Here is a 23,283-nt window from a genome sequence, read left to right on the forward strand (position 1 = left end):
TATAACTGAATCATTCTGCGATAACAGGTCTTGACAAAGGATTTTACGCAAACGATTGGCTCCGCGTTACACAAGGCTTTGAGCAATAAAGCACCTTCGATTATCAACGGATTTCTTTTCAGGTTTGTGATGCAAATAATTCATGTTGTAACTGCCTTATGGGAAAGTGTTAAAGAACCATTTACAAAGCAGGGTTATTTTTATAAGATGCATTTTAAATGCATCATTAAGATAACCTATAAAGGAAGCTGCTATGCTCGACGCACAAACCATCGCTACGGTGAAAGCCACCATCCCTCTGCTGGTTGAAACCGGTCCGAAACTGACCGCTCATTTTTACGACCGCATGTTTGCTCATAATCCCGAACTCAAAGAAATCTTTAATATGAGTAATCAGCGCAACGGCGACCAGCGCGAGGCGCTGTTCAACGCCATTGCCGCCTATGCCAGCAATCTTGAGAACCTGCCCGCCCTGCTGCCGGCGGTGGAAAAAATCGCCCAGAAGCACACCAGCTTCCAGATCCAGCCCGAGCAGTACAATATTGTCGGCACCCACCTGCTGGCCACCCTTGACGAGATGTTCAGCCCGGGTCAGGAAGTGCTGGATGCCTGGGGCAAGGCCTACGGCGTGCTGGCCAACGTCTTTATTAATCGTGAAGCGCAAATCTACAGCGAAAGCGCCAGCAAAACCGGCGGCTGGGAAGGCACCCGCGCGTTCCGCATCGTCAGAAAAACGCCGCGCAGCGCGCTGATTACCAGCTTTGAGTTTGAGCCGGTCGACGGCGGCGCGGTAGCGGAATATCATCCAGGCCAGTATCTGGCGGTCTGGCTGAAGCCGGAAGGCTTTCCGCATCAGGAAATTCGTCAGTACTCTTTGACCCGCAAACCCGACGGCAAAGGCTATCGCATTGCGGTTAAGCGTGAAAACGGCGGCCAGGTTTCAAACTGGCTGCATGATTCTGCGAAAGAAGGCGACGTGATTTACCTGGCCGCGCCGGCCGGCGATTTCTTCCTCAACGTGGCGCCGGAAACGCCGGTCACGCTGCTCTCCGGCGGCGTCGGTCAGACGCCGATGCTGGCGATGCTGGACACGCTGGCAAAAGCACAGCATCCGGCGCAGGTGAACTGGTTCCACGCGGCAGAGAATGGCGAAGTGCACGCCTTCGCGGAGGAAGTGAAAGCGCTGGGTGAAACCCTGCCGAAGTTTACTTCTCACGTCTGGTACCGCAGCCCGAGCGAAGCGGACCGTGACGCCGGCGCGTTTGACAGCGAAGGTTTGATGGATTTAACGGCCCTGGCCGACAAGATCGGCGACCCGCAGATGCAGTTCTATCTCTGCGGCCCGGTGGCGTTTATGCAGTTTGCCGCGAAGCAGCTGGTAGGGCTTGGCGTGGGCAGCGACAACATCCATTACGAGTGCTTCGGCCCGCACAAGGTGCTGTAAACAGAGCGATAAAGGCAGGCGGCCTGGAAAGTATCGGGCCGCCATTCGGTTTGTCAGCTTAAATCGCCGCGTCGTCTTCTTCGCCGGTGCGGATACGAATCACGCGCGCGACATCGAAAACAAAGATCTTACCGTCGCCGATTTTGCCGGTCTGCGCCGTACGGATAATGGTATCCACGCAGGTGTCGACGATATCATCGGTGACAACGATTTCGATTTTCACTTTCGGCAGAAAATCGACCATATACTCCGCGCCGCGATATAGCTCGGTATGCCCCTTCTGACGGCCAAAGCCTTTCACTTCCGTTACCGTCATACCGGTGATGCCGACTTCGGCCAGCGCTTCACGCACGTCATCCAGTTTGAAGGGTTTAATAATCGCATCAATCTTTTTCATGGTGTTCCTGTTTTAGTCGCGTAACCGGTTGCTAACCGTATCATAACTTGCGCCATCATCCGGAGCTACTCTTTAAAGTCGTTAGCGTCGAGCTCGTGGCGCGACAGCAGCTTATAAAATTCGGTGCGGTTGCGCCCCGCCATCCGCGCCGCATGCGTGACGTTGCCTTTAGTGATTTGCAGCAGCTTGCGCAGGTAATTGAGCTCAAACTGATTCCGCGCCTCAACAAAGGTCGGCAGCGCGGTGTTTTCCCCTTCCAGCGCCTGCTCCACCAGGGCGTCGCTAATGACCGGCGAAGAGGTTAGCGCCACGCACTGCTCAATCACGTTCACCAGCTGGCGCACGTTGCCCGGCCATTTTGCGGCCATCAGCCGCTTCATCGCATCGGTGGAGAACGCGCGAACAAAGGGTTTGTGGCGATCGGCGGACTGGCGCAGCAGATGGTTCGCCAGCAGCGGAATATCTTCCGTACGCTCGGCCAGCGGCGGGATTTTCAGATTCACCACGTTGAGACGATAAAACAGATCTTCGCGAAACTCGCCGCGCGCCATGGCCTTCGGCAGGTCGCGATGGGTCGCAGAAATAATCCGCACATCAATGTCGATATCGCGGTTGCTGCCCAGCGGGCGCACTTTACGCTCCTGCAGGACGCGCAGCAGTTTAACCTGCAGCGCCACCGGCATATCGCCGATTTCATCAAGAAACAGAGTCCCGCCTTCTGCGGCCTGGAATAGCCCCTCGCGATTGCTGACCGCGCCGGTAAAAGCGCCGCGGGCGTGGCCAAACAGCTCCGACTCCAGCAGCTGCTCGGGAAGCGCGCCGCAGTTAATGGCGACAAAAGGTTTATCGCGGCGCGGGCTGGCGTTATGAATTGCCTGGGCGACAATCTCCTTGCCGGTACCGCTCTGGCCGTTAATCAGTACGCTGACGTCCGACTGCGCCACCATCCCGGCCTGCTCCAGCAGACGCTCCATCAGCGGGCTGCGGGTCACAATCGCCTGGCGCCAGCGCTCGTCGGTGGTGGGTGCGCTCTGCTCCAGCGCGTCATCAATCGCTTTATACAGGGCGTCTTTATCCACCGGCTTGGTGAGAAAGCTAAATACGCCCTGCTGGGTCGCGGCAACGGCGTCCGGAATGGAACCGTGCGCGGTGAGAATGATCACCGGCATTCCCGGCTGAACCTTCTGGATTTCGCTGAACAGCTGGAGGCCGTCCATCTCGTCCATCCGCAGGTCGCTGACCACCAGGTCGACTTTGTCACGGCTCAGCGTGCGCAGGGCCTCCGGCCCGCTCTCGGCGGTCAGTACGCTGTATCCTTCGCTGACAAGACGCATGCCCAGCAGCTTCAGCAGCCCCGGATCGTCGTCCACCAGCAGCAGACGGGCGGGTTTACGGATCGTCATGAATCACCTCCGGGACCTTCTCACCGCCGTGCCCGGCGTCCGGGCTGAAGTTCCCGCCGGGTTTACGGCTGGAGAGCTGGCGCTCGATGTCGGTGAGATTCTCCAGCTTGCGGGTCGTCAGTTCGAGCTGACTGCGAAGTTCAATTTCCTGCTGACGCAGCGTCTCCAGCTCCGCATCGCTTGACTGCTGCAATTTGGCGTAGCGGGAGCGCTCCTCAATCAGCTGAAGCTGCCGGCCCTGGGCATCGCGCCAGAGCTGATAAAGCGGGCGAACCTGGGCGGCGATTTGCGGGCTGAAGGCATCCAGACTGGCCACCAGATCGCGACGTTCGTTGGGCGTGATTTTGGCATCGGCCAGTAAAATGCCGCGTTTAAAGGCATCCTGCCAGCTGTCGGCATCGTGCTGCCGGGCTTCAGCCCGCGCCTGTACCGGAGCAAGGCGGTCCGCGCAGTCAATTCCCCGCAGCCAGTAAAGCGGGTTTTTATCACTGGCCTCGCTTTGCAGGCTCCAGATGTCGGCGCACTCCACCGAAAGAAAATCGGCGACCTGGTGCTGCGGCAGCGCGGAGAGCGTTTTGCCATCCGCGGCGTGTGGTGATGTAGAGGCGGAACATCCCGCCAGCGCCAGGCAGGACATGCCTGACAACAGCCATCCCCTGAGGGGACGGACAAGTGCGAAGAAGTGGGACATATTCACCCGATAGTTATACGTTATTTTGTCCAGACTCGGCGACGGGGAGCGTGATACGAAAACAGATTAGCCCTGATTTATCACCAACCAGGCTCAGCTCGCCCTGCATTTGCCGTACGCAGTCGCGGGCAATGCTCAGCCCCAGACCGCTGCCTTTTACCGCCCCTTTACGCTGGTGGCTTCCCTGATAAAAAGGCTCAAAAATCATGTTTCTCTCTGCGGGCGGGATCGGCTCGCCGTCGTTAATGACGTCAATGCGCACCTGCTCGCCGTGCCGATAGCTATGAATGCGAATGTTACCGGATTCAGCACCATAGTGCACCGCATTGGAGTAGAGATTATCCAGGACGCTCACCAGCAGAGCGGGCTCCGCTTCGCATAAACGCTCGCTGAGCAACAGTTCGGTATGCATCATTTTAGCTCTTGCCGGCAGGCTATGGGCAGAAACCACATTTTCCACCAGTTCGGCCAGGTTTACCGTCTCGCGCGCAATCGGGCCATCGGCCTGTTTACGGTTGTAATCCAGCAGCTGCTCGATCAGCTTTTGCAGGTTGCGGCTGCTGTTATCGAGAATTTCAACGATCTCCTGCTGCTCGAGCGTCAGCGGCCCGGCCACCCGGTCGGCAAGCAGCTCCGTCCCTTCGCGCATGCTGGCCAGCGGCGTTTTCAGCTCATGGGAAAGATGGCGCAGGAACTGATGACGCTGGGACTCCAGCCAGGCAAGGCGTTCGCTCAGCCAGATAATGCGTTTACCGACGGAGCGCAGCTCGCGCGGACCGGTAAACAGCGCGGCGTCGTCCAGCGACTTCCCCTCCCCCAGTCGGTTGATCATTCTCTCAATGCCCTTCACCGGGCCGATAATCATGCGGGTGAACAGCAGCACCAGCGCCAGGCTGAGCAGGAACAGCACCAGCGCCTGCCAGCCGAAGAACTGCCCGCGCTCGGCGATTTCCTGCTGCAGCTGCTGCCCGCGCGAATAGACCACCGTTCGGGTTGCCTGCACCATGTCGCTATTGGCCGAGGCAAACGCTTCCAGGCTGGCGGCTGACTTCGCCGCCGGACCGCTATTTTTACACTGCAGCTCGGCCAGATCGTCGAGATCCTGACGCAGCGCCTGCCAGATTTTCTCATCAGGCAGGACGCCCGCGTGAGCATCAAGCATTTCGCTGTAGCGTTGGCGCTGATTCTGGTAGACCCGCGCCAGCGTCGGATCGTCCAGCACGCAGTACTGACGGTAGCTACGTTCCATCTCCAGCGATGCGTTAATCATCGCTTCGCTGCGGCGGGCGTCGATAAGGGTAGTACGGTTGATATGCGCCGCCTGCGCGCTCAGCGCGTTGAGGCTTTGCCACGCCTGCCATGCCAGCACCAGCAGCGGCAGCAGGATCAGCACGAAGGATAGCGTGACCAGCTGGCGCAGCGAACGGGGGAAAAGGGAGAGTCGCTTCACGGATAGGGTCTCAATCATTAGCTCATGACGATGCTAACCGAGGACGCAATAAACATCTACGCCGGAAATAATAAAGCCAGGCTACAGGAGCCTGGCTTTATTAAGAAATGAGGCGGTGCCTTACTCGACGTTTCGCCCGATGACTGATAAAGCGGAGCTGTTATCAGGAGTTGGACGGCAGGCACCTGTTTGTGCGTCATTCGAAGTTTATGTAGCGCGTCCCGAAGGGGCTGACATAAGAAGGTGAATGAGCCACTGGTTATAATTATGCACGAACTATGCCACATCTCAAAACATTTTATTAACACAATGAAATATAATATCTTTTTACTATTCATGGGCATGAATGATGATGGTCGGTTTTCGCGCAAAGTGTCGCTGATTAGCAACACCGGATGAATGGTTTAGCAATGCTATTATAAATCAATAAGTTAAGTGTCACCTTTTGACGACACCGCTATAGCGCATTTGTCGGCGATCCCCGACACCTGCTGTCGATACGCCTCACCAATAAAAAAGCCCCCTGCGCGGGCAGGAGGCTTAATGCGATTTGTGAGCGGTTTTAGCCCAGCTGTTTACGCGCGTTGCGGAAAATACGCATCCACGGGCTGTCTTCGCCCCAGTTTTCCGGATGCCAGGAGTTCGACACGGTGCGGAACACGCGTTCCGGGTGCGGCATCATGATGGTCGCGCGCCCGCTTTCGCTGGTCACCGCGGTGATACCGTTCGGCGAACCGTTCGGGTTAGCCGGATAGTTTTCCGTCACCTTACCAGCGTTGTCGACGAAGCGCAGCGCCACCAGGCCTTTACTTTCCAGCTGCGCCAGATGCGCGCCATCGCGAACTTCCACCTGCCCTTCACCGTGGGATACGGCAATCGGCATCATTGACCCCACCATCCCCTGCAGCAGCAGAGACGGGCTCTGGGTCACTTCAACCAGGCTGAAGCGGGCTTCAAAGCGGTCGGACTGGTTACGCACAAAGCGCGGCCACAGCTCGCTGCCCGGGATCAGCTCGCGCAGGTTAGACATCATCTGGCAGCCGTTGCACACGCCCAGCGCCAGGGTTTGCGGACGATGGAAGAAGGTGGCAAATTCGTCGCGAACCCGCTCATTGAACAGGATCGATTTCGCCCAGCCCTCACCCGCGCCTAAAACGTCACCGTAGGAGAAGCCGCCGCAGGCCACCAGCGCCTGGAAGTCAGCAAGACCGGTACGGCCCGCCAGCAGGTCGCTCATGTGCACGTCGATGGCATCAAAGCCCGCGCGATGGAACGCCGCGGCCATTTCTACATGGGAGTTCACACCCTGCTCGCGCAGCACCGCAACCTTCGGACGCGCGCCGGTGGCAATATAAGGCGCAGCGATATCCTCATTGATATCGAAGGAGAGCTTCACGTTGAGGCCCGGATCGGCATCGTTGGCTTTCGCCTCGTGCTCCTGGTCGGCGCACTCCGGGTTATCGCGCAGACGCTGCATTTGCCAGGTGGTTTCTGCCCACCACATGCGCAGCGTTGTGCGGCTTTCGCTGAATACCGGATGACCGTCGGCCTCGATGACAAAGCGATCGCCCGTCGTGGCCTTGCCAAGATAGTGAACGCAATCCGCCAGACCATGAGCGGCCAGCAGCGCTTCCACCGCCTGGCGGTCGGCGGCACGAACCTGAATCACCCCGCCAAGCTCCTCGTTAAACAGCGCGGCCAGACGATCCTCGCCGAGCGCGGCGATATCAACCTTGACGCCGCAGTGGCCGGTAAAGGCCATCTCGGCCAGCGTGACCAGCAGGCCACCGTCAGACCGGTCGTGCCACGCCAGCAGCTTACCTTCGGCCACCAGCGCCTGCATTGCGTCCCAGAAGCCTTTCAGCTGTGCGACATCGCGCACATCGGCGGTCACATCGCCAAGCTGACGATAAACCTGCGCCAGCGCGGTCGCGCCCAGCGCATTGTTCCCCTTGCCTAAATCAATCAGCAGCAGGGCGTTGTCTTCGGTCGCGAGCTGTGGGGTGACGGTACGGCGTACGTCTTCCACGCGGGCAAAGGCGGAAATCACCAGCGACAGCGGAGAGGTCATCTCGCGCTGTTCAGTGCCTTCCTGCCAGCGGGTTTTCATCGACATGGAGTCTTTACCCACCGGAATGGTCAGTCCGAGGGCCGGACAGAGCTCTTCGCCAACCGCTTTTACCGCTTCATATAAACCGGCGTCTTCGCCCGGGTGACCGGCTGCGGCCATCCAGTTTGCCGACAGCTTCACGCGATTGAGCGCGCCAATCTGCGTCGCCGCGATGTTGGTCAGCGCCTCGCCGACCGCCAGACGGGCGGAAGCGGCAAAGTCCAGCAGCGCCACCGGCGCGCGTTCGCCAATGGACATGGCTTCGCCATAGTAGCTGTCGAGACTGGCGGTGGTCACCGCGCAGTTAGCCACCGGGATCTGCCACGGACCCACCATCTGATCGCGCGCCACCATACCGGTGACGGTACGGTCGCCGATGGTGACGAGGAAGGTTTTCTCCGCCACGGTCGGCAGGTGCAGCACGCGATTCACCGCGTCGGCAATAGTGATTCCCTGGCGTTCCAGACTCTGACCCTGGGCTTTGAGCGTCTGCACGTCGCGGGTCATTTTCGGCGTTTTGCCCAGCAGCACGTCAAGCGGCAGGTCGATCGGGCGATCGTCAAAGTGAGTATCGTCGAGGCTCAGATGCAGCGCTTCGGTCGCTTCGCCAATCACCGCATACGGCGCGCGTTCGCGGCGGCACAGCTCATCAAACAGCGGCAGCTGCTCCGGCGCGACCGCCAGCACATAACGTTCCTGCGATTCGTTACACCAGATCTCCAGCGGGCTCATGCCCGGCTCATCGCTGAGGATATCGCGCAGCTGGAATTTACCGCCGCGTCCGCCGTCGCTGACCAGTTCAGGCATCGCGTTCGACAGACCGCCGGCGCCGACGTCGTGGATAAACAGAATCGGGTTAGCGTCGCCCAGCTGCCAGCAGCGGTCGATAACTTCCTGGCAACGACGTTCCATTTCCGGGTTGTCGCGCTGTACGGAGGCGAAATCGAGATCGGCATCGGACTGGCCGGAAGCCATTGAAGAGGCCGCGCCGCCGCCAAGACCGATGTTCATCGCCGGACCGCCGAGAACAATCAGCTTCGCGCCGACGACGATCTCGCCCTTCTGCACGTGTTCGCCGCGAATGTTGCCGATACCGCCCGCCAGCATAATGGGCTTGTGATAGCCGCGCAGCTCTTCGCCGTTGTGGCTGCTCACTTTCTCTTCATAGGTACGGAAGTAACCGTTGAGCGCCGGACGACCAAATTCGTTGTTAAACGCCGCGCCGCCCAGCGGGCCTTCGGTCATGATATCCAGCGCGGTGACGATACGCTCCGGCTTACCGAAATCCTCTTCCCACGGCTGCTCAAACCCCGGAATACGCAGGTTGGAAACCGAGAAGCCCACCAGACCCGCTTTCGGCTTCGCGCCGCGCCCGGTGGCGCCTTCATCGCGAATTTCGCCGCCGGAACCGGTCGCCGCGCCCGGCCACGGAGAGATTGCCGTCGGGTGGTTATGGGTTTCGACCTTCATCAGAATATGCGCGTCTTCCTGGTGGAAGTCGTAGCGGCCGGTTTCGTGGTCGGCGAAGTAGCGCCCCACGGCTGAACCTTCCATTACCGCGGCGTTGTCTTTATAAGCAGACAGCACGTAGTCCGGGGTTTTCTCGAAGGTGTTTTTGATCATTTTAAACAGCGACTTCGGCTGCTTTTCGCCATCAATGACCCAGTCGGCGTTAAAAATCTTGTGTCGGCAGTGCTCGGAGTTAGCCTGCGCGAACATATAGAGTTCGATATCGTTCGGGTTGCGACCCAGCTTCTGGAAAGCATCCTGCAGATAGTCGATTTCATCATCCGCCAGCGCCAGCCCCAGACGGAGGTTGGCGTCAATCAGCGCCTGACGGCCCAGGCCCAGCAGATCAACGCTGGTGACCGGGGTTGGCTGATGGTGGGCGAAGAGTTTTTCACCCTCTTCCAGCGCGCCAAAGACGCTTTCCATCATGCGGTCATGCAGTTCGGCCGCCACCTGCGACCACTGTTCGTCATTCAGGCTGCTCGCTTCGACGTAATACGCCACGCCGCGCTCCAGGCGCAAAACCTGTGACAGGCCGCAGTTATGGGCGATGTCGGTAGCTTTAGAAGACCAGGGAGAGATGGTGCCGGGACGGGGGGTAACGAGCAGTAGCTTGCCGGTCGGGGTATGGCTGCTTAAGTTCGGGCCATACTTGAGCAATCTTGCCAGGCTCTCGCGATCGTCGCCGCTGAGCGGGGCGCTGAGGTCGGCAAAATGAACGTACTCGGCATAAAGGGTGCTGACCGGAAGGTTGGCCGCCTGGAAACGTGCCAGCAGTTTATTGATACGGAATGCCGACAGTGCAGGTGAACCACGCAAAATTTCCATCATAAGTCTCTCGTCTTCGAAGCTTTCATGGTGAGCCAGGGGGGAAACGGGCGCCATTATAGTGAATCCTGCGCCCCGACGAAACCGTTTGCGTAGAAATAAAATGATTGCCGGGGTTTATCAATTAATGTGACTCATCTCGCGAATAAGTTGCCAACTGGCGCATTCTTAAGCAAAATGCCGCTCATTCCAGGACAACCTTTTACTTTTTCTGGTCATAATCTGCTGAGGAACGCGAAGCTGCAGAAGATTAACTATCTGAAAAAACTAAAGATTAATTATCTGCTCATCGGCATTGTGACCCTCCTGCTGGCGGCTGCCCTGTGGCCGTCTCTCCCGTGGATGGGAAAACCAGAAAACCGCGTGGCGGGGATCATGGCGCGCGGAGAACTGCGAATCAGCACCATTAATTCGCCGATGACCTTCGCGACCATCAATGACAAGACCTACGGTTTTGATTATGAGCTGGCGCAGCAGTTTGCCGACTACCTCGGCGTCGAGCTCAAAGTCACCGTCAGGCAGAATATCAGCCAGCTATTCGACGACCTCGATGAAGGCAAAGCCGACATGCTGGCAGCCGGGCTGGTCTACAACTCCGAGCGGGTGAAAAACTATCAGGTCGGGCCGACCTACTATTCCGTTTCGCAACAGCTGGTGTATCGCAAAGGCAACCTGCGTCCGCGCACCCTGGCAAACATCACCGCCGCGCAGCTGGCCATCGCTCCCGGGCACGTGGCGATTAACGATCTTCAGGCATTGAAAAAGCAAAAATATCCCGACCTTGAGTGGCACGTGGACGATAAGCGCGGCACGACGGCGCTGATGCAGGCGGTTATCGATGGCAAACTCGACTATACCGTCGCTGATTCGGTCGCCGTCAGTCTGTTCCAGCGCGTCCACCCGGAGCTGGCCGTCGCCCTCGATATCAGCGACGAACAGCCGGTCACCTGGTTTAGCGAAAAAGGTGAGGATAATTCCCTGCCGGCGGCAATGCTCGATTTCTTCAATAACATTAACGAAGATGGCACCCTGGCGAGGCTGGAGGAGAAATACCTCGGCCACGGCAACGATTTTGACTACGTTGACACCCGCACCTTCCTGCGCGCCGTGGAGAGCGTTCTACCTGACCTGCAGCCGATGTTTGAAAAATACGCCCGACAGATAGACTGGCGGCTGCTGGCGGCTATCTCATGGCAGGAATCGCACTGGGATCCGCAGGCCACCTCTCCGACGGGCGTTCGCGGGATAATGATGCTGACCCGCAATACGGCGCAAAGCCTGGGCCTGACCGATCGTACCGACGCCGAGCAAAGCCTCGACGGCGGCATGCGTTATTTACAGGACATGATGAATAAAGTGCCGGAGTCGGTCCCACAGGACGAGCGCATCTGGTTTGCGCTGGCGGCTTATAATATGGGCTACGCGCACATGCTTGACGCGATGGCGCTGACCAAAAAGCAGAAAGGCAACCCGAATAGCTGGGCCGATGTGAAGCAGCGTCTGCCGTTGCTAAGCCAGAAAAACTACTACAGCCGACTGAAGTACGGCTTTGCACGCGGGCACGAAGCCTACGCCTACGTCGAAAATATCCGCAAATATCATATTAGCCTCGTGGGCTATCTCTCTGAAAAAGAGAAAAAAGACGCGCAGATGGCGGCCTTAGGCGAACACTATCCGGCGGTCATGCCGGATGAGCTGGATAAAGAAGAGCAGTACACCAGGTCCTTTTTTAACTTTCGCGCCGAAACGCTGGTCGATAACGCAAAATTAAAAATCCCCGGAATGGGGCATTAATCTTGCGCCTGTTGGCCCGCTCGCTTTAGCGCTTTTTTCTCTTCCCGCCGCCAGCGGAAGAAATCGCTCAGCATGCCGGAACAGGCCTCCGCCATAACACCTTCCGCTATTTCTACCCGATGGTTCATGCCCGGATGATGCAGAACATCAATCAGCGACCCGGCGGCGCCGGTTTTCGCATCCCTGGCGCCAAACACCAGTCGGGAAATACGGCTGTGCACCATTGCCCCGGCGCACATCACGCAGGGCTCGAGAGTAACGTACAGCGTTGCGTCAATCAGGCGATAGTTTTGCAACACCAGCCCGCCCTGACGCAGCGCCATAATCTCGGCGTGCGCGGTGGGATCGTGGCGGCCAATGGGCCGATTCCAGCCCTCGCCGATGACCTGATGATTATGCACCAGCACGGCGCCGACCGGCACCTCGCCCTCTTCCCAGGCGCGTTTAGCCAGCGTCAGGGCGTGACGCATCCAGTATTCATCATTTAATTCATGGTCAGACAAAGCGGGCACTCCTGCAGAAAAGCGGGGCGCATTATACATGGGCGCTATGTATTACACACTATTCTAACTGCTGAAGATCGCCCTGCGGCGTTACCCGCCAGCGGTGCTGGCAAAAAGAGAGCAGCGGGTTGTCCTGCTCGCTGTCGCTGTAGCCGCTATACAAGCGCAGCGGTGCGCCGATCTTTTGTTCCAGCTGCGTCACTTTTTCATTACCGAGACAGCGCAGGGTTAATCCCCAGCCGCCGTAGCGTCGCTCCATTCGGCTGGCGATCAGATTCACCCGCGGCAGCCAGGCGGTATCAAAATAGACCTGTTCAACCAGCGACTGCGGCGAACCGGTGATCAGCCAGACGTCAGCGTCCGTGCTGGTCAGATAATGTTTAAGCCGCGCCTGAACAACCGGGAATGCCGTGACGTGCTGGCGAAACCAGCGAACAAAATTGGCCTCCAGGCGTTTAAGCTGCTGCTCGCTGCGTCCGAAGGTTGATGCCCAGAGCAGCAGGCTCATCGGCCAGCGCGCGGCGCGACCGTATAACATCAGTCCGGCCGCGATAACTGGCAATAAAGGAAGCAGCAGCAGCGCGTTCAGCGGCTGATGGCGCAGGGCATAGCGCAAAAAGCTGCCGAACATATCCTGCTGATGCAAGGTTCCATCCAGATCAAAGAAAACCACTCTCCGCGTGCTGCTATTCAAAACCCACTCCCCTGAACGATCGCATGATAACCAATAGCTTAACAGCCTTACGTCGCCAATAGCGAAAACATACGCTGCTGTTGAATCCGTATTAAGAAAACGTCTTTGCCGAGAAATCTTAGGCACAGAATTTTTAATTCGCGATAATCCTCTTATAATCGAATACAAAATTCTTTCAGCCGAGGGTGAAGCTGTCCTCCGGAGCCGCTATGAACTGTTTGACCCGTATTCGCCAGCGCTATCCGACGTTGGCCGCAAGCGATAAAAAACTGGCCGATTTCATTCTGGCTCAACCGGATCAAACCCGCCACCTCAGCTCGCAGCAGCTGGCGGGCGAAGCCGGCGTCAGCCAGTCAAGCGTAGTGAAATTTGCGCAGAAGATGGGGTTCAAAGGCTTCCCGGCGTTAAAGCTGGCGTTGAGCGAAGCCCTGGCAAGCGCGCCGACTCCGCAATCCGTACCGGTGCATAACCAGATTCGCGGCGACGATCCCCTGCGCCTGGTTGGCGAAAAGCTGATTAAAGATAACGTCGCGGCCATGCACGCCTCGCTGGACGTCAACACCGAAGAGAAGCTGCTGGAAGCCGTCACGCTGTTGCGCCACGCCCGTCGGGTCATCATTACCGGCATCGGCGCGTCGGGCCTGGTGGCGAGAAACTTTAGCTGGAAGCTGATGAAAATCGGCATTAACGCGGTATCAGAACAGGATATGCACGCCCTGCTGGCGACGGTACAGGCGATGTCTCCGGACGATCTGCTGCTGGCCATCTCCTATTCCGGTGAACGACGCGAGATCAATATGGCGGCCGGTGAAGCGCTGCGGGTAGGAAGCCAGATCCTGGCGATCACCGGCTTTAACCCCAACGCGCTTCAGCAGCAGGCAACGCTGTGCCTGTACACCATTGCGGAAGAGCAGGCCACGCGTAGCGCCGCGATCTCCTCCACCAGCGCGCAAATGATGTTGACCGATCTTCTGTTTATGGGGCTGGTGCAGCAGGATCTTGAGCACGCTCCGGAGCGGATTCGCCATAGCGAAGCGCTGGTGAAAAAGCTGGTGTAACCCCGAGTGCCCTGCCCGCTGTCAAAAGCACACACTCTCTTATTGGCTCAGGCCGGGCAAAATTTCTCCGCTGCGGATGGTCGCACCGCGGTTGAAAAGAGCTGGCCCGGGCGAAAAATGGGCGTATAATGCCCGCCCTGTTTGTGTTGTTTCTGAGAATTTCCTGATGGCGCTGTTAATCACCAAAAAATGCATCAACTGCGATATGTGCGAGCCGGAGTGCCCGAATGAGGCGATATCCATGGGTGATAGCATTTATGAAATTAACAGCGATCGCTGCACCGAATGCGTTGGCCACTATGATACGCCGACCTGCCAGAAGGTGTGCCCGATCCCAAATACCATTCTGAAAGATCCGGCCCATAACGAAAATGAAGAGCAGCTGTGGGATAAGTTTGTCCTGCTGCACCACGCGGACAAACTGTGATATTGCCGGATGGCGGCGTTAACCGACCTCTCCGGCCTGTAACACTCTAGCTTTCGATAATCACCGTGGCGCAGGCATAGTGACGCTCGTCGGCCAGCGTCACGTGAATGCTGCTTACGCCCATGCGCTCGGCCAGACTCTTCGCTTCGCCCCACAATCGCAGCTTTGGCTTACCCAGCTCGTCGTTGTAAACCTCAAACTGATTAAACGCCAGCCCATTGCGGATGCCGGTACCAAGCGCCTTGGCCGCCGCTTCTTTAACGGCAAAACGCTTGGCCAGAAAACGGACCGGCTGCTGATGCTGTTCCCATATCGCCCACTCGCTATCGCTCAGGACGCGACGCGCCAGACGATCGCCGCTGCGGGCAATTACCGCTTCAATACGGGCAATTTCTACAATATCAGTACCCAGTCCGAGAATGGCCATCAGGCGCGCGCTTCCTGCATCAAGCGCTTCATTTCCGCCACCGCCTCTTTCAGGCCGCTCATCACCGCACGGCCAATGATCGCGTGGCCGATGTTCAGCTCGTGCATTTCCGGCAGCGCGGCAATGGCCTTCACGTTATGGTAGGTCAAACCGTGACCGGCATTAACCTTCAGCCCCAGGCTGGCGGCATAGGTCGCCGCTTTGGCAATACGCTCCAGCTCTTTTGCCTGCTCAGCGTCAGTTTGCGCATCAGCGTAGCATCCGGTGTGAATTTCGATATAAGGCGCGCCAACGTCCGCTGCCGCCTTAATTTGCGCGTTGTCCGCGTCAATAAACAGCGAAACCAGGATACCGGCATCGGCAAGGCGTTTACAGGCGTCGCGCATTTTGTCGATCTGGCCCGCCACGTCCAGTCCACCTTCGGTGGTCACTTCCTGACGTTTTTCCGGTACCAGGCAGCAAAAATGGGGCTGAGTCTCACAGGCAATCTTCAGCATCTCTTCCGTCACCGCCATCTCAAGGTTCATGCGGGTATCCAGCGTCTGGCGCAAAATACGGACATCGCGATCGGTAATATGGCGACGATCTTCGCGCAGATGGACGGTAATACCGTCAGCGCCGGCCTGCTCGGCGATAAAGGCCGCCTGTACAGGATCCGGATAAGCGGTACCGCGAGCGTTGCGTAATGTCGCAATGTGGTCAATATTGACCCCCAACAGTAATTCAGCCATGACAATCCTCGTTAATCGTTATTTGTTTTATCGGCTCGCGCTGCCCGCGCGGGCAAAAACTGACGAAAAAGCTCGCGACTTTTTAGCGGCTTCCCGCCCAGATAGGGCTTCAGGGCGATACGGGTGAAACGCTTTGCCGCGCGCAGCGCATCGCTGTCCGGAAATTCACGGCTCGCCAGCGCCTTAAGATGGTGCCCGGTAAAGGTGTTGTTATCAATAACCACGCTGGCGATAAAGCCTTTTTCTTCACGGTAGCGATAGGTCATTGCGTCGTCAACCGCTTCTCCGCTGCCGGCGCAGTGCAGGAAATCCACGCCATATCCCAGATGCCCCAGCAGCGCCAGTTCAAAACGCCGTAGCGCCGGTTCCGGCGAGCCGCTTGCGCCAGCCAGAGACTGGATACAGTGCAAATAATCGAAGAAGAGTTCGGAAAAGCGCGTTTCGTGCTCAAGCACGCGAGAGAGAAGTTCGTTGACGTAAAGGCCGCTGTAGAGCGTGATGCCGCTGAGAGGGAGCGCCAGCGAGACGGCTTCCGCGCTGCGCAGCGTTTTGACTTCGCCGCGCCCGCCAAAGCGAAGCAGTAAGGGAGTAAAAGGCTGAAGCGCGCCTTTGAGGTTCGAACGTTTGGAACGTGCGCCTTTAGCCACAAGGCGCACGCGGCCGGATTCTTCCGTGAAGACGTCCAGCATCAGGCTGGTTTCGCTCCAGGGACGGCTATGCAGTACGAAAGCGCGTTGCCAGCCTTCCATCATACTCGTCGTCTTTCAAGCCGCAGGTGCGTTGGCTGCGCCCACTCACCCCAGTCACTTACTGAAGTAAGCTTCCGGGGACTCGCGGTCTTGCCGCGTGACTCAGCCTCTGGCCTCGCTCCTTCGCAGCCAGCGCAAGCGCTGTTCAAAACACTTTGTGTTTTGTCCTGCACCTCGAAAGCCATAGAGTATCCAAACTTAGAGATCGTCGCCGTAACCGAGACTGCGCAGCGCGCGTTCGTCATCAGCCCAGCCGGACTTCACTTTCACCCACAGCTCGAGGTGAACCGGCGCTTCAAACATATCCTGCATGTCTTTACGCGCTTCGATACCGATGGTTTTGATTTTGGCCCCTTTGTTGCCAATCACCATCTTCTTCTGCCCTTCACGCTCAACCAGAATCAGACCGTTGATATCGTAGCCGCCGCGCTCGTTGGTTACAAAACGTTCGATTTCCACGGTAACGGAATACGGCAGTTCAGCGCCGAGGAAACGCATCAGCTTTTCACGAATGATCTCGGAAGCCATAAAGCGCTGAGAGCGGTCGGTGATGTAATCTTCCGGGAAGTGATGAATCGCTTCCGGCAGATGCTTACGCACGATACCGGCGATGGTATCAACGTTCAGCCCCGTTTCCGCGGAAATCGGCACGATATCAAGGAAGTTCATCTGGCTGCCAAGGAACTGCAGGTGCGGCAGAAGATCGGCTTTTTCCTGTACGTTATCGACTTTGTTGACCGCCAGAATCACCGGCGCTTTACCATCGCGCAGCTTGTTGAGCACCATCTCGTCGTCCGGCGTCCAGCGGGTACCTTCAACGACGAAAATAACCAGCTCTACGTCGCCAATGGAGCTGCTTGCCGCTTTGTTCATCAGACGGTTAATCGCGCGTTTTTCTTCCATATGCAGGCCCGGGGTATCGACGTAGATCGCCTGATACGGGCCTTCAGTATGAATACCAACGATGCGGTGACGCGTCGTCTGCGCTTTTCGGGAAGTGATCGAGATCTTCTGCCCGAGCAGCTTGTTCAGCAATGTGGATTTGCCCACGTTTGGACGACCAACGATGGCAATAAATCCGCAGTAGTTCTTTTCTTCGCTCATTCCAGCTCCAGCTTTTTCAGCGCCTGTTCGGCGGCAGCCTGCTCCGCCTTGCGACGGCTAGAACCCGTGCCAACCACCGGTTCACTCAGGCCGCTAACCTGGCAGTGGATAGTAAATTCCTGATCGTGCGCTTCACCGCGAACCTGTACCACCAGGTAAGACGGCAGCGGCAGATGGCGCCCCTGCAGATACTCCTGCAAGCGCGTCTTCGGATCTTTTTGCTTGTCACCCGGGCTGATTTCATCCAGACGACTCTGGTACCAGGAGAGAATAAGGCGCTCAACGTTCTGAATATCGCTGTCGAGGAAAATCCCGCCGATTAACGCTTCAACGGTGTCCGCCAGTATAGATTCACGGCGAAAGCCCCCGCTTTTCAGTTCACCCGGCCCAAGACGCAGACATTCACCTAATTCGAACTCGCGGGCGATTTCTGCCAGCGTGTTGCCTCGTACCAGGGTCGCGCGCATGCGGCTCATATCGCCTTCGTCTACCCGAGGGAAACGATGATAGAGCGCGTTCGCGATCACAAAGCTCAATATTGAGTCGCCTAAAAATTCCAGGCGCTCATTGTGTTTGCTGCTGGCACTGCGGTGAGTTAATGCCTGTTGCAACAGCTCCTGATGATGAAAAGTGTAGCCCAGCTTCCGTTGAAGCCGATTAATTACGATGGGGTTCATGCGTTACCAATAGATGAATGCGTCAAAAATGCAGCACACGAAACCGACCTGAGTAAAAACCAACGCGGTTTCGTGTGCTGTGTCAATCTTACGAGAGACAACCTAAAACTTCGGGGGGATATTCTATACGCAACGACAAGGGATGTCGTTAGTTTGAATAGATTTAAATTTTAAATAATTCACGCTGCCGTTATTGCGTCGGCAGCGTGAATAAAGCAGGAAAGATTTACTGGATACCACCGATACGCGATAAACGTACGCCGGTAGGCCATTCGCCTTCCTGTTTTTCGAAACTCATCCAGATTGCGGTTGCTTTACCCACCAGATTCGCTTCCGGCACAAAGCCCCAATAACGGCTATCGGCGCTGTTATCGCGGTTGTCACCCATCATAAAATACTGCCCCGGCGGGACAATCCAGGTCGCCAGCGGCAGACCGGACTGATGGTAATACATCCCCACCTGGTCCTGAGCAATCGGTACGGTCAATATACGGTGCGTCACTTCGCCCAGCGTCTCTTTACGTTCGGCCAGACGGATGCCATCGGCTTTCGTCTCGCCTTTCGGCAGTTGCCAGAAACCGCTGGTCGCTTCGCCGCCGTTGCTGCGGGAGAAGGTCTGTACGAAATCGCTCGGCTCAACGTTGGAGTAAGTGACCGGCAGCGCGTTGCCGCAGGCCTGGCCAGAACTACAGCCCGGCTGGATAGTGACCTGCTTGGCAATCGGATCGTAAGTCACTTTATCACCCGGTAAACCGACCGCACGCTTGATATAATCCAGGCGCGGATCTTGCGGATATTTAAAGACGACAATATCGCCGCGCTTCGGATGTCCGGTTTCGATCAGCGTCTTCTGGTAAATCGGATCTTTAATGCCGTAGGCAAACTTCTCAACCAGAATAAAATCGCCGATCAGCAGCGTCGGCATCATCGAGCCGGAGGGGATCTGGAAGGGCTCATAAATGAATGAGCGAACCACCAGCACAATCGCCAGTACCGGGAAGATTGACGCGCCGGTTTCCAGCCAGCCCGGTTTCGGGCCGACCTTTTTCAGCGTTTTCTTGTCCAACTGGTCGCCGGTCGCCGCCTGCGCAGCGGCCTGACTTTCGCGACGTTTTGGCGCAAAGATAAACTTATCCAGGCACCACAACAGACCCGTCACCACAGTAGCGATGACCAGGATCAGGGCAAACATGTTCGCCATGCCAACTCCTTAGGGTTATTTGCCGTCTTTACCAACGTGCAGAATGGCGAGGAACGCTTCCTGCGGAAGCTCAACGTTACCGACCTGCTTCATGCGTTTCTTACCGTCTTTCTGCTTCTGCAGCAGCTTTTTCTTACGGCTGACGTCGCCGCCATAGCATTTCGCCAGGACGTTTTTACGCAGCTGTTTGACGGTAGAGCGGGCAATAATATGGTTGCCGATGGCAGCCTGGATAGCGATATCGAACTGCTGACGCGGGATCAGCTCTTTCATCTTCTCTACCAGTTCGCGGCCACGGTATGGCGCATTGTCGTTATGCGTGATCAGCGCCAGCGCATCCACACGCTCGCCGTTAATCAACACATCCACACGCACCATGTTGGAAGCCTGGAAGCGCTTGAAGTTGTAGTCCAGCGACGCATAGCCGCGGGAGGTAGACTTCAGTCGGTCGAAGAAGTCGAGCACCACTTCCGCCATCGGGATTTCATAGGTCAGCGCAACCTGATTGCCGTGGTAGACCATGTTGGTCTGTACGCCGCGTTTTTCGATACACAGGGTGATGACGTTGCCCAAAAACTCCTGCGGCAGCAGCATGTGACACTCCGCGATTGGCTCGCGCAGCTCCTGAATATTGTTCAGCGGCGGCAGCTTCGACGGGCTGTCGACGTAGATAACCTCTTTCGAGGTGGTTTCGACTTCATAGACTACCGTCGGCGCCGTGGTGATCAGATCCAGATCGTATTCACGCTCCAGGCGCTCCTGGATGATCTCCATATGCAGAAGACCCAGGAAGCCGCAGCGGAAACCGAAGCCCAGCGCCGTAGAGCTTTCCGGCTCATAGAACAGAGAAGCATCGTTGAGGCTCAGTTTGCCCAGCGCGTCGCGGAAGTTTTCATAATCATCGGAGCTGACCGGGAACAGGCCGGCATAGACCTGCGGTTTCACCTTTTTAAAGCCGGGCAGCGCTTTATCTGCCGGGTTGCGCGCAAGCGTCAGCGTATCGCCGACCGGCGCGCCAAGGATGTCTTTAATGGCGCAAACCAGCCAGCCTACCTCGCCGCATTTCAGCTCGGTACGGTCCACCTGCTTCGGCGTGAAGATGCCCAGGCGATCGGCGTTATACACCTGCCCGGTACTCATCACCTTAATTTTATCGCCTTTGCGCATGGTGCCGTTTTTGATACGCACCAGAGAAACGACGCCGAGGTAGTTATCAAACCAGGAGTCGATAATCAGAGCCTGCAGCGGCGCTTCCGGATCGCCTTCCGGCGGCGGAATATCGCGCACCAGGCGCTCCAGCACGTCCGGTACGCCAACGCCGGTCTTCGCTGAACAGCGCACCGCATCGGTGGCATCAATACCAACGATGTCTTCAATCTCTTCCGCTACCCGTTCCGGATCGGCTGCGGGCAGGTCGATTTTGTTCAGGACCGGTACGACTTCAAGGTCCATTTCCATCGCCGTATAGCAGTTAGCCAGCGTCTGGGCTTCGACGCCCTGGCCGGCATCAACCACCAGCAAAGCGCCTTCACAGGCGGCAAGCGAACGAGAAACTTCATAAGAGAAGTCGACGTGGCCGGGGGTGTCGATAAAGTTCAGCTGATAGGTTTCGCCATCAGTCGCTTTGTAATCCAGGGTGACGCTCTGCGCCTTGATAGTGATACCGCGCTCACGTTCAAGATCCATGGAGTCCAGAACCTGGGCTGCCATTTCACGATCGGAAAGGCCACCGCAAATCTGGATAATACGGTCAGACAATGTCGACTTACCGTGGTCGATGTGAGCGATGATTGAAAAGTTACGTATATTCTTCATATTTAGAGTTAATTATGCCTTACGCGAATCATGAGGCCGCTGTTCTGTGCCTGACGTTTTTTAATCCGAAAACGCCGCATTCTACACTACATCCACGAAACCAGGAAATGCTCTTACCGCTAGCATAACCGGAGTAAATGATGAGTTCCTGCGGGAGTTGTAAATAAAGATAAGGGCCAGTGAAATCACTGACCCAGCTGGGAGGAAGGCGTCTCAATGCGGACTAAATCTGGCGGTAAACCGACGCTGATAATAACCGGCTGCCACGACTGCCGGGAGGCTAAGCCAGGCGAAAGACCGCGAGCGACCAGAAACCCGCCAACGCCGCCCAAAATTGCCCCGCAAAGCGAGGCAAAGTCGTTGGCAAACAGCACCTGGAATATCGATGCCATCACGAACAAACCGACTAACGGCGCCATATAAACCAATACCGCCGACCCGAGCAGGCTGCTTTCGGCAATGCCCAGTTCGACTTTTTGCCCGGCCGACAGCGGCTGTTCGCAGGGGACGCTAAGGGTATGGCTGGTTTGCGGCCCAAGCTTATTCAGCACCCGGCTTCCGCAACCGGCGCGAGAAGCACAGCTGCTGCAGGAGGCTTTCACATCGCAGTGCACCAGCGCAACGCCATTTTGCCAGGAAACGACCGTCGCCCACTCTTTAATCATTGTACTGCCCTGAATTTAATACTATCGGAAATACGCTTCGCCGTTTGCGGCGGCAGCTCGCCAACGATGGTTATCTCTGCGTTATCACGCACGGTAGTCGCCACGGTACGACGGCCGGTACGCAGCAGCTGATCGCTGCTATTTGCCGTGGCGCGATTGATATTGACAGAGAAACTAAACAGCCCATCGGAATACAAACGGGACTCTACCGGGCCATCGAAAGTGGGCAGACGACGCTGGCTGCTGGAGACTTCGGCCACGCCCTGCGGCAGCCAGGTCGGCGCCCAGTTAAAGTTGGCCTTATTACCCCCTTCCGGCACCGACAGCTGCGGAGGCAGGTTAGCCTTAGACAGGGTTTCCATACTGGCGCTAACGTTATCGCCAACGTTGAACGAGACGACGCGGAACTGCTCAAGCGTTTCGCCGTCGCGGTCAAGCAGATCGACGCGCAGAGGCAGCTTAGTTTCAGCATCTAACCATGCGATATAGCTATAGCGGGTGCCATCGCGAGCCACGACGCGCACAACATCGCATAAACGATCGGCAATACGCGTCCGCCCCACGGAAATGAAGTCGTAATAGGATGACAGACGTTTAAAGTCGGAGTAGACCAATGAAGGCAGCGAATCAACGATATAGTCGCCGTTCAGGGTGAAAGGATCGAGTCCGGGCTCAAAATAGCTGATTTCCGTTCCGCGCAGCACCACCTCCCGACGCGGCCCGTCAAGCTGGAGCAGCTGTGCCAGGGTGCGATTGTTTAGTTTAGCGTGTCGATAACGCAGCGACTCAACACCCTGCTTGTTGATGCTGACGAAAGAAAGCTCGTAATTAAGGGACTGGCTGGCCAGGTTCATCTGCTGCAACAACGCCCCGGACGATGTATCAGCCGAGGCGTTGACGGAGAAGAACAGGCTGCCTGCCATGAGCGACATGGCACACCAAAGTTGCTTCATTACTGCGATTGTGTTCCTAAAGTTTGATAGCCCGGCACCTGAACAGCGGCTTGCTGAGTCTGGGCCTGGCCAAACTGAAGCTGTTCCGCATGCAGGCGACGCTGCAATTCATAGTCCTGCAGCATAGCATTAATTCTGCGGCGCTGTTCCTGCACCTGAGCCTGCTGACCGCTACCTGCCGAAGCATCCGCCGGCACGCCCAGGCTGACCGGGCTGGCCTTACCCATCATCGGCATGGTGTTAAACACCGGCGCCTCTGGCTGCTGGGATGAATCAGACTGGCCATTATACTGCTGAACGCCGACAATCACAGCAAGGGATACGCACGCGGCAACGCCCATCTGGGTAAGCGAGCTGGCCCACGGGCGTACTTTTTGCCAGAAAGGCATCTGACGCCACTGGTGCGGTGCGGGCTGAGATTCAGGAATTAGAGGAACCGTCTGACGAACGGGCTCGTTTTCAATGGCGGCCATGACGCGAGCTGAGATATCAAAATGGAGCACCTCACTCGTATCGCCTCGCAGCGTATCGCGGATGAGATGGTAGCTCTCCCAGGTTTTTTGCATTTCAGATGAACGCTCCAGCTCGTTGAGCAGTTCGTTATCCAGCGTTTCACCATCCATTAAGGCCGAAAGTTTTTCTTTCTGCATGCC

General features: G+C 57.0%; 21 protein-coding genes. 4 read left to right on the top strand and 17 right to left on the bottom strand.

All coding sequences use genetic code 11. From position 1 onward, the window contains the following. Positions 1 to 253 precede the first annotated feature (253 nt). Positions 254 to 1,444, top strand: coding sequence for an NO-inducible flavohemoprotein (gene hmpA / locus F8562_RS07880; RefSeq protein ID WP_014839214.1), 1,191 nt, complete (start codon positions 254 to 256; stop codon positions 1,442 to 1,444). A gap of 58 nt (positions 1,445 to 1,502) precedes the next feature. Here hmpA and glnB read toward each other — a convergent pair whose 3' ends face one another. The 5 genes from glnB to purL form a co-directional block, all read right to left on the bottom strand. Continuing rightward, entirely contained in the window at positions 1,503 to 1,841 is a 339-nt protein-coding gene (glnB, locus tag F8562_RS07885) for a nitrogen regulatory protein P-II (protein WP_002914032.1), read from the bottom strand. 65 nt (positions 1,842 to 1,906) lie between these two features. Continuing rightward, entirely contained in the window at positions 1,907 to 3,244 is a 1,338-nt protein-coding gene (gene glrR / locus F8562_RS07890; RefSeq protein WP_014230390.1) for a two-component system response regulator GlrR, read from the bottom strand. Next, positions 3,231 to 3,935, bottom strand: coding sequence for a two-component system QseEF-associated lipoprotein QseG (gene qseG, locus F8562_RS07895; protein WP_032720547.1), 705 nt, complete (start codon positions 3,933 to 3,935; stop codon positions 3,231 to 3,233). Before qseG ends, glrR begins: the two co-directional genes overlap by 14 nt. A 13-nt stretch (positions 3,936 to 3,948) precedes the next feature. Further along, entirely contained in the window at positions 3,949 to 5,385 is a 1,437-nt protein-coding gene (locus F8562_RS07900; RefSeq protein ID WP_089046454.1) for a sensor histidine kinase, read from the bottom strand. 562 nt (positions 5,386 to 5,947) lie between these two features. Next, positions 5,948 to 9,835, bottom strand: a complete 3,888-nt coding sequence (gene purL / locus F8562_RS07905) for a phosphoribosylformylglycinamidine synthase (RefSeq protein WP_014839218.1) — start codon at positions 9,833 to 9,835, stop codon at positions 5,948 to 5,950. 174 nt (positions 9,836 to 10,009) lie between these two features. Here purL and mltF point away from each other — a divergent pair, with 174 nt between their 5' ends. Continuing rightward, complete coding sequence (mltF, locus tag F8562_RS07915) at positions 10,010 to 11,626, top strand: membrane-bound lytic murein transglycosylase MltF (RefSeq protein ID WP_014839219.1); 1,617 nt, start codon at positions 10,010 to 10,012, stop codon at positions 11,624 to 11,626. On the opposite strand, the gene tadA is transcribed toward mltF, so the two are convergent. Both tadA and yfhb read right to left on the bottom strand, forming a co-directional pair. Continuing rightward, positions 11,623 to 12,129: a tRNA adenosine(34) deaminase TadA gene (tadA, locus tag F8562_RS07920; protein WP_014230397.1), complete on the bottom strand. Its 507-nt coding sequence runs from the start codon at positions 12,127 to 12,129 to the stop codon at positions 11,623 to 11,625. The two genes, mltF and tadA, sit on opposite strands and share 4 nt — an antisense overlap. A 58-nt stretch (positions 12,130 to 12,187) precedes the next feature. After that, the gene (yfhb, locus tag F8562_RS07925; RefSeq protein WP_004853258.1) at positions 12,188 to 12,823 is read right to left on the bottom strand and encodes a phosphatidylglycerophosphatase C; all 636 of its coding nucleotides are present in this window, start codon (positions 12,821 to 12,823) and stop codon (positions 12,188 to 12,190) included. A 209-nt stretch (positions 12,824 to 13,032) separates the two neighbouring features. On the opposite strand from yfhb, the gene F8562_RS07930 reads away from it, so the two are divergent. Beyond that, on the top strand, positions 13,033 to 13,881 hold the full coding sequence (locus tag F8562_RS07930; protein ID WP_014230398.1) for a MurR/RpiR family transcriptional regulator: 849 nt from the start codon (positions 13,033 to 13,035) through the stop codon (positions 13,879 to 13,881). 166 nt (positions 13,882 to 14,047) lie between these two features. Further along, positions 14,048 to 14,308 carry a YfhL family 4Fe-4S dicluster ferredoxin gene (locus tag F8562_RS07935; protein WP_004114478.1) on the top strand — a complete coding sequence of 87 codons (261 nt, stop codon included), beginning with the start codon at positions 14,048 to 14,050 and terminating at the stop codon, positions 14,306 to 14,308. A gap of 46 nt (positions 14,309 to 14,354) precedes the next feature. On the opposite strand, the gene acpS is transcribed toward F8562_RS07935, so the two are convergent. The 10 genes from acpS to rseA form a co-directional block, all read right to left on the bottom strand. Next, on the bottom strand, positions 14,355 to 14,735 hold the full coding sequence (gene acpS / locus F8562_RS07940; RefSeq protein ID WP_014230399.1) for a holo-ACP synthase: 381 nt from the start codon (positions 14,733 to 14,735) through the stop codon (positions 14,355 to 14,357). Then, positions 14,735 to 15,466: a pyridoxine 5'-phosphate synthase gene (gene pdxJ, locus F8562_RS07945; protein WP_014839220.1), complete on the bottom strand. Its 732-nt coding sequence runs from the start codon at positions 15,464 to 15,466 to the stop codon at positions 14,735 to 14,737. The genes acpS and pdxJ overlap by 1 nt, the downstream gene beginning before the upstream one ends. 11 nt (positions 15,467 to 15,477) lie before the next feature. Continuing rightward, a complete protein-coding gene (recO, locus tag F8562_RS07950; RefSeq protein WP_004853269.1) occupies positions 15,478 to 16,215 on the bottom strand; it encodes a DNA repair protein RecO in 738 nt (245 codons plus the stop codon). Positions 16,216 to 16,413: 198 nt separating this feature from the next. Then, positions 16,414 to 17,319, bottom strand: a complete 906-nt coding sequence (gene era / locus F8562_RS07955) for a GTPase Era (protein ID WP_004104571.1) — start codon at positions 17,317 to 17,319, stop codon at positions 16,414 to 16,416. Beyond that, positions 17,316 to 17,996 (bottom strand): ribonuclease III, encoded by a 681-nt coding sequence (rnc, locus tag F8562_RS07960; RefSeq protein ID WP_004104573.1) that lies wholly within the window; start codon positions 17,994 to 17,996, stop codon positions 17,316 to 17,318. Before rnc ends, era begins: the two co-directional genes overlap by 4 nt. A gap of 226 nt (positions 17,997 to 18,222) precedes the next feature. Then, positions 18,223 to 19,197: a signal peptidase I gene (gene lepB / locus F8562_RS07965; RefSeq protein ID WP_014230401.1), complete on the bottom strand. Its 975-nt coding sequence runs from the start codon at positions 19,195 to 19,197 to the stop codon at positions 18,223 to 18,225. Positions 19,198 to 19,212: 15 nt separating this feature from the next. Further along, positions 19,213 to 21,012: a translation elongation factor 4 gene (gene lepA, locus F8562_RS07970; protein ID WP_004853275.1), complete on the bottom strand. Its 1,800-nt coding sequence runs from the start codon at positions 21,010 to 21,012 to the stop codon at positions 19,213 to 19,215. Between the two features lie 185 nt (positions 21,013 to 21,197). Further along, positions 21,198 to 21,677 carry a SoxR-reducing system protein RseC gene (gene rseC, locus F8562_RS07975; protein ID WP_014230402.1) on the bottom strand — a complete coding sequence of 160 codons (480 nt, stop codon included), beginning with the start codon at positions 21,675 to 21,677 and terminating at the stop codon, positions 21,198 to 21,200. Then, positions 21,674 to 22,630, bottom strand: coding sequence for a sigma-E factor regulatory protein RseB (gene rseB, locus F8562_RS07980; protein WP_004853278.1), 957 nt, complete (start codon positions 22,628 to 22,630; stop codon positions 21,674 to 21,676). Before rseB ends, rseC begins: the two co-directional genes overlap by 4 nt. After that, positions 22,630 to 23,280: an anti-sigma-E factor RseA gene (rseA, locus tag F8562_RS07985; protein ID WP_004853279.1), complete on the bottom strand. Its 651-nt coding sequence runs from the start codon at positions 23,278 to 23,280 to the stop codon at positions 22,630 to 22,632. The genes rseB and rseA overlap by 1 nt, the downstream gene beginning before the upstream one ends. Positions 23,281 to 23,283: the final 3 nt, after the last annotated feature.

This window comes from Klebsiella sp. RCJ4 (assembly GCF_009025755.1).
GTDB classification, from domain to species: domain Bacteria; phylum Pseudomonadota; class Gammaproteobacteria; order Enterobacterales; family Enterobacteriaceae; genus Klebsiella; species Klebsiella michiganensis.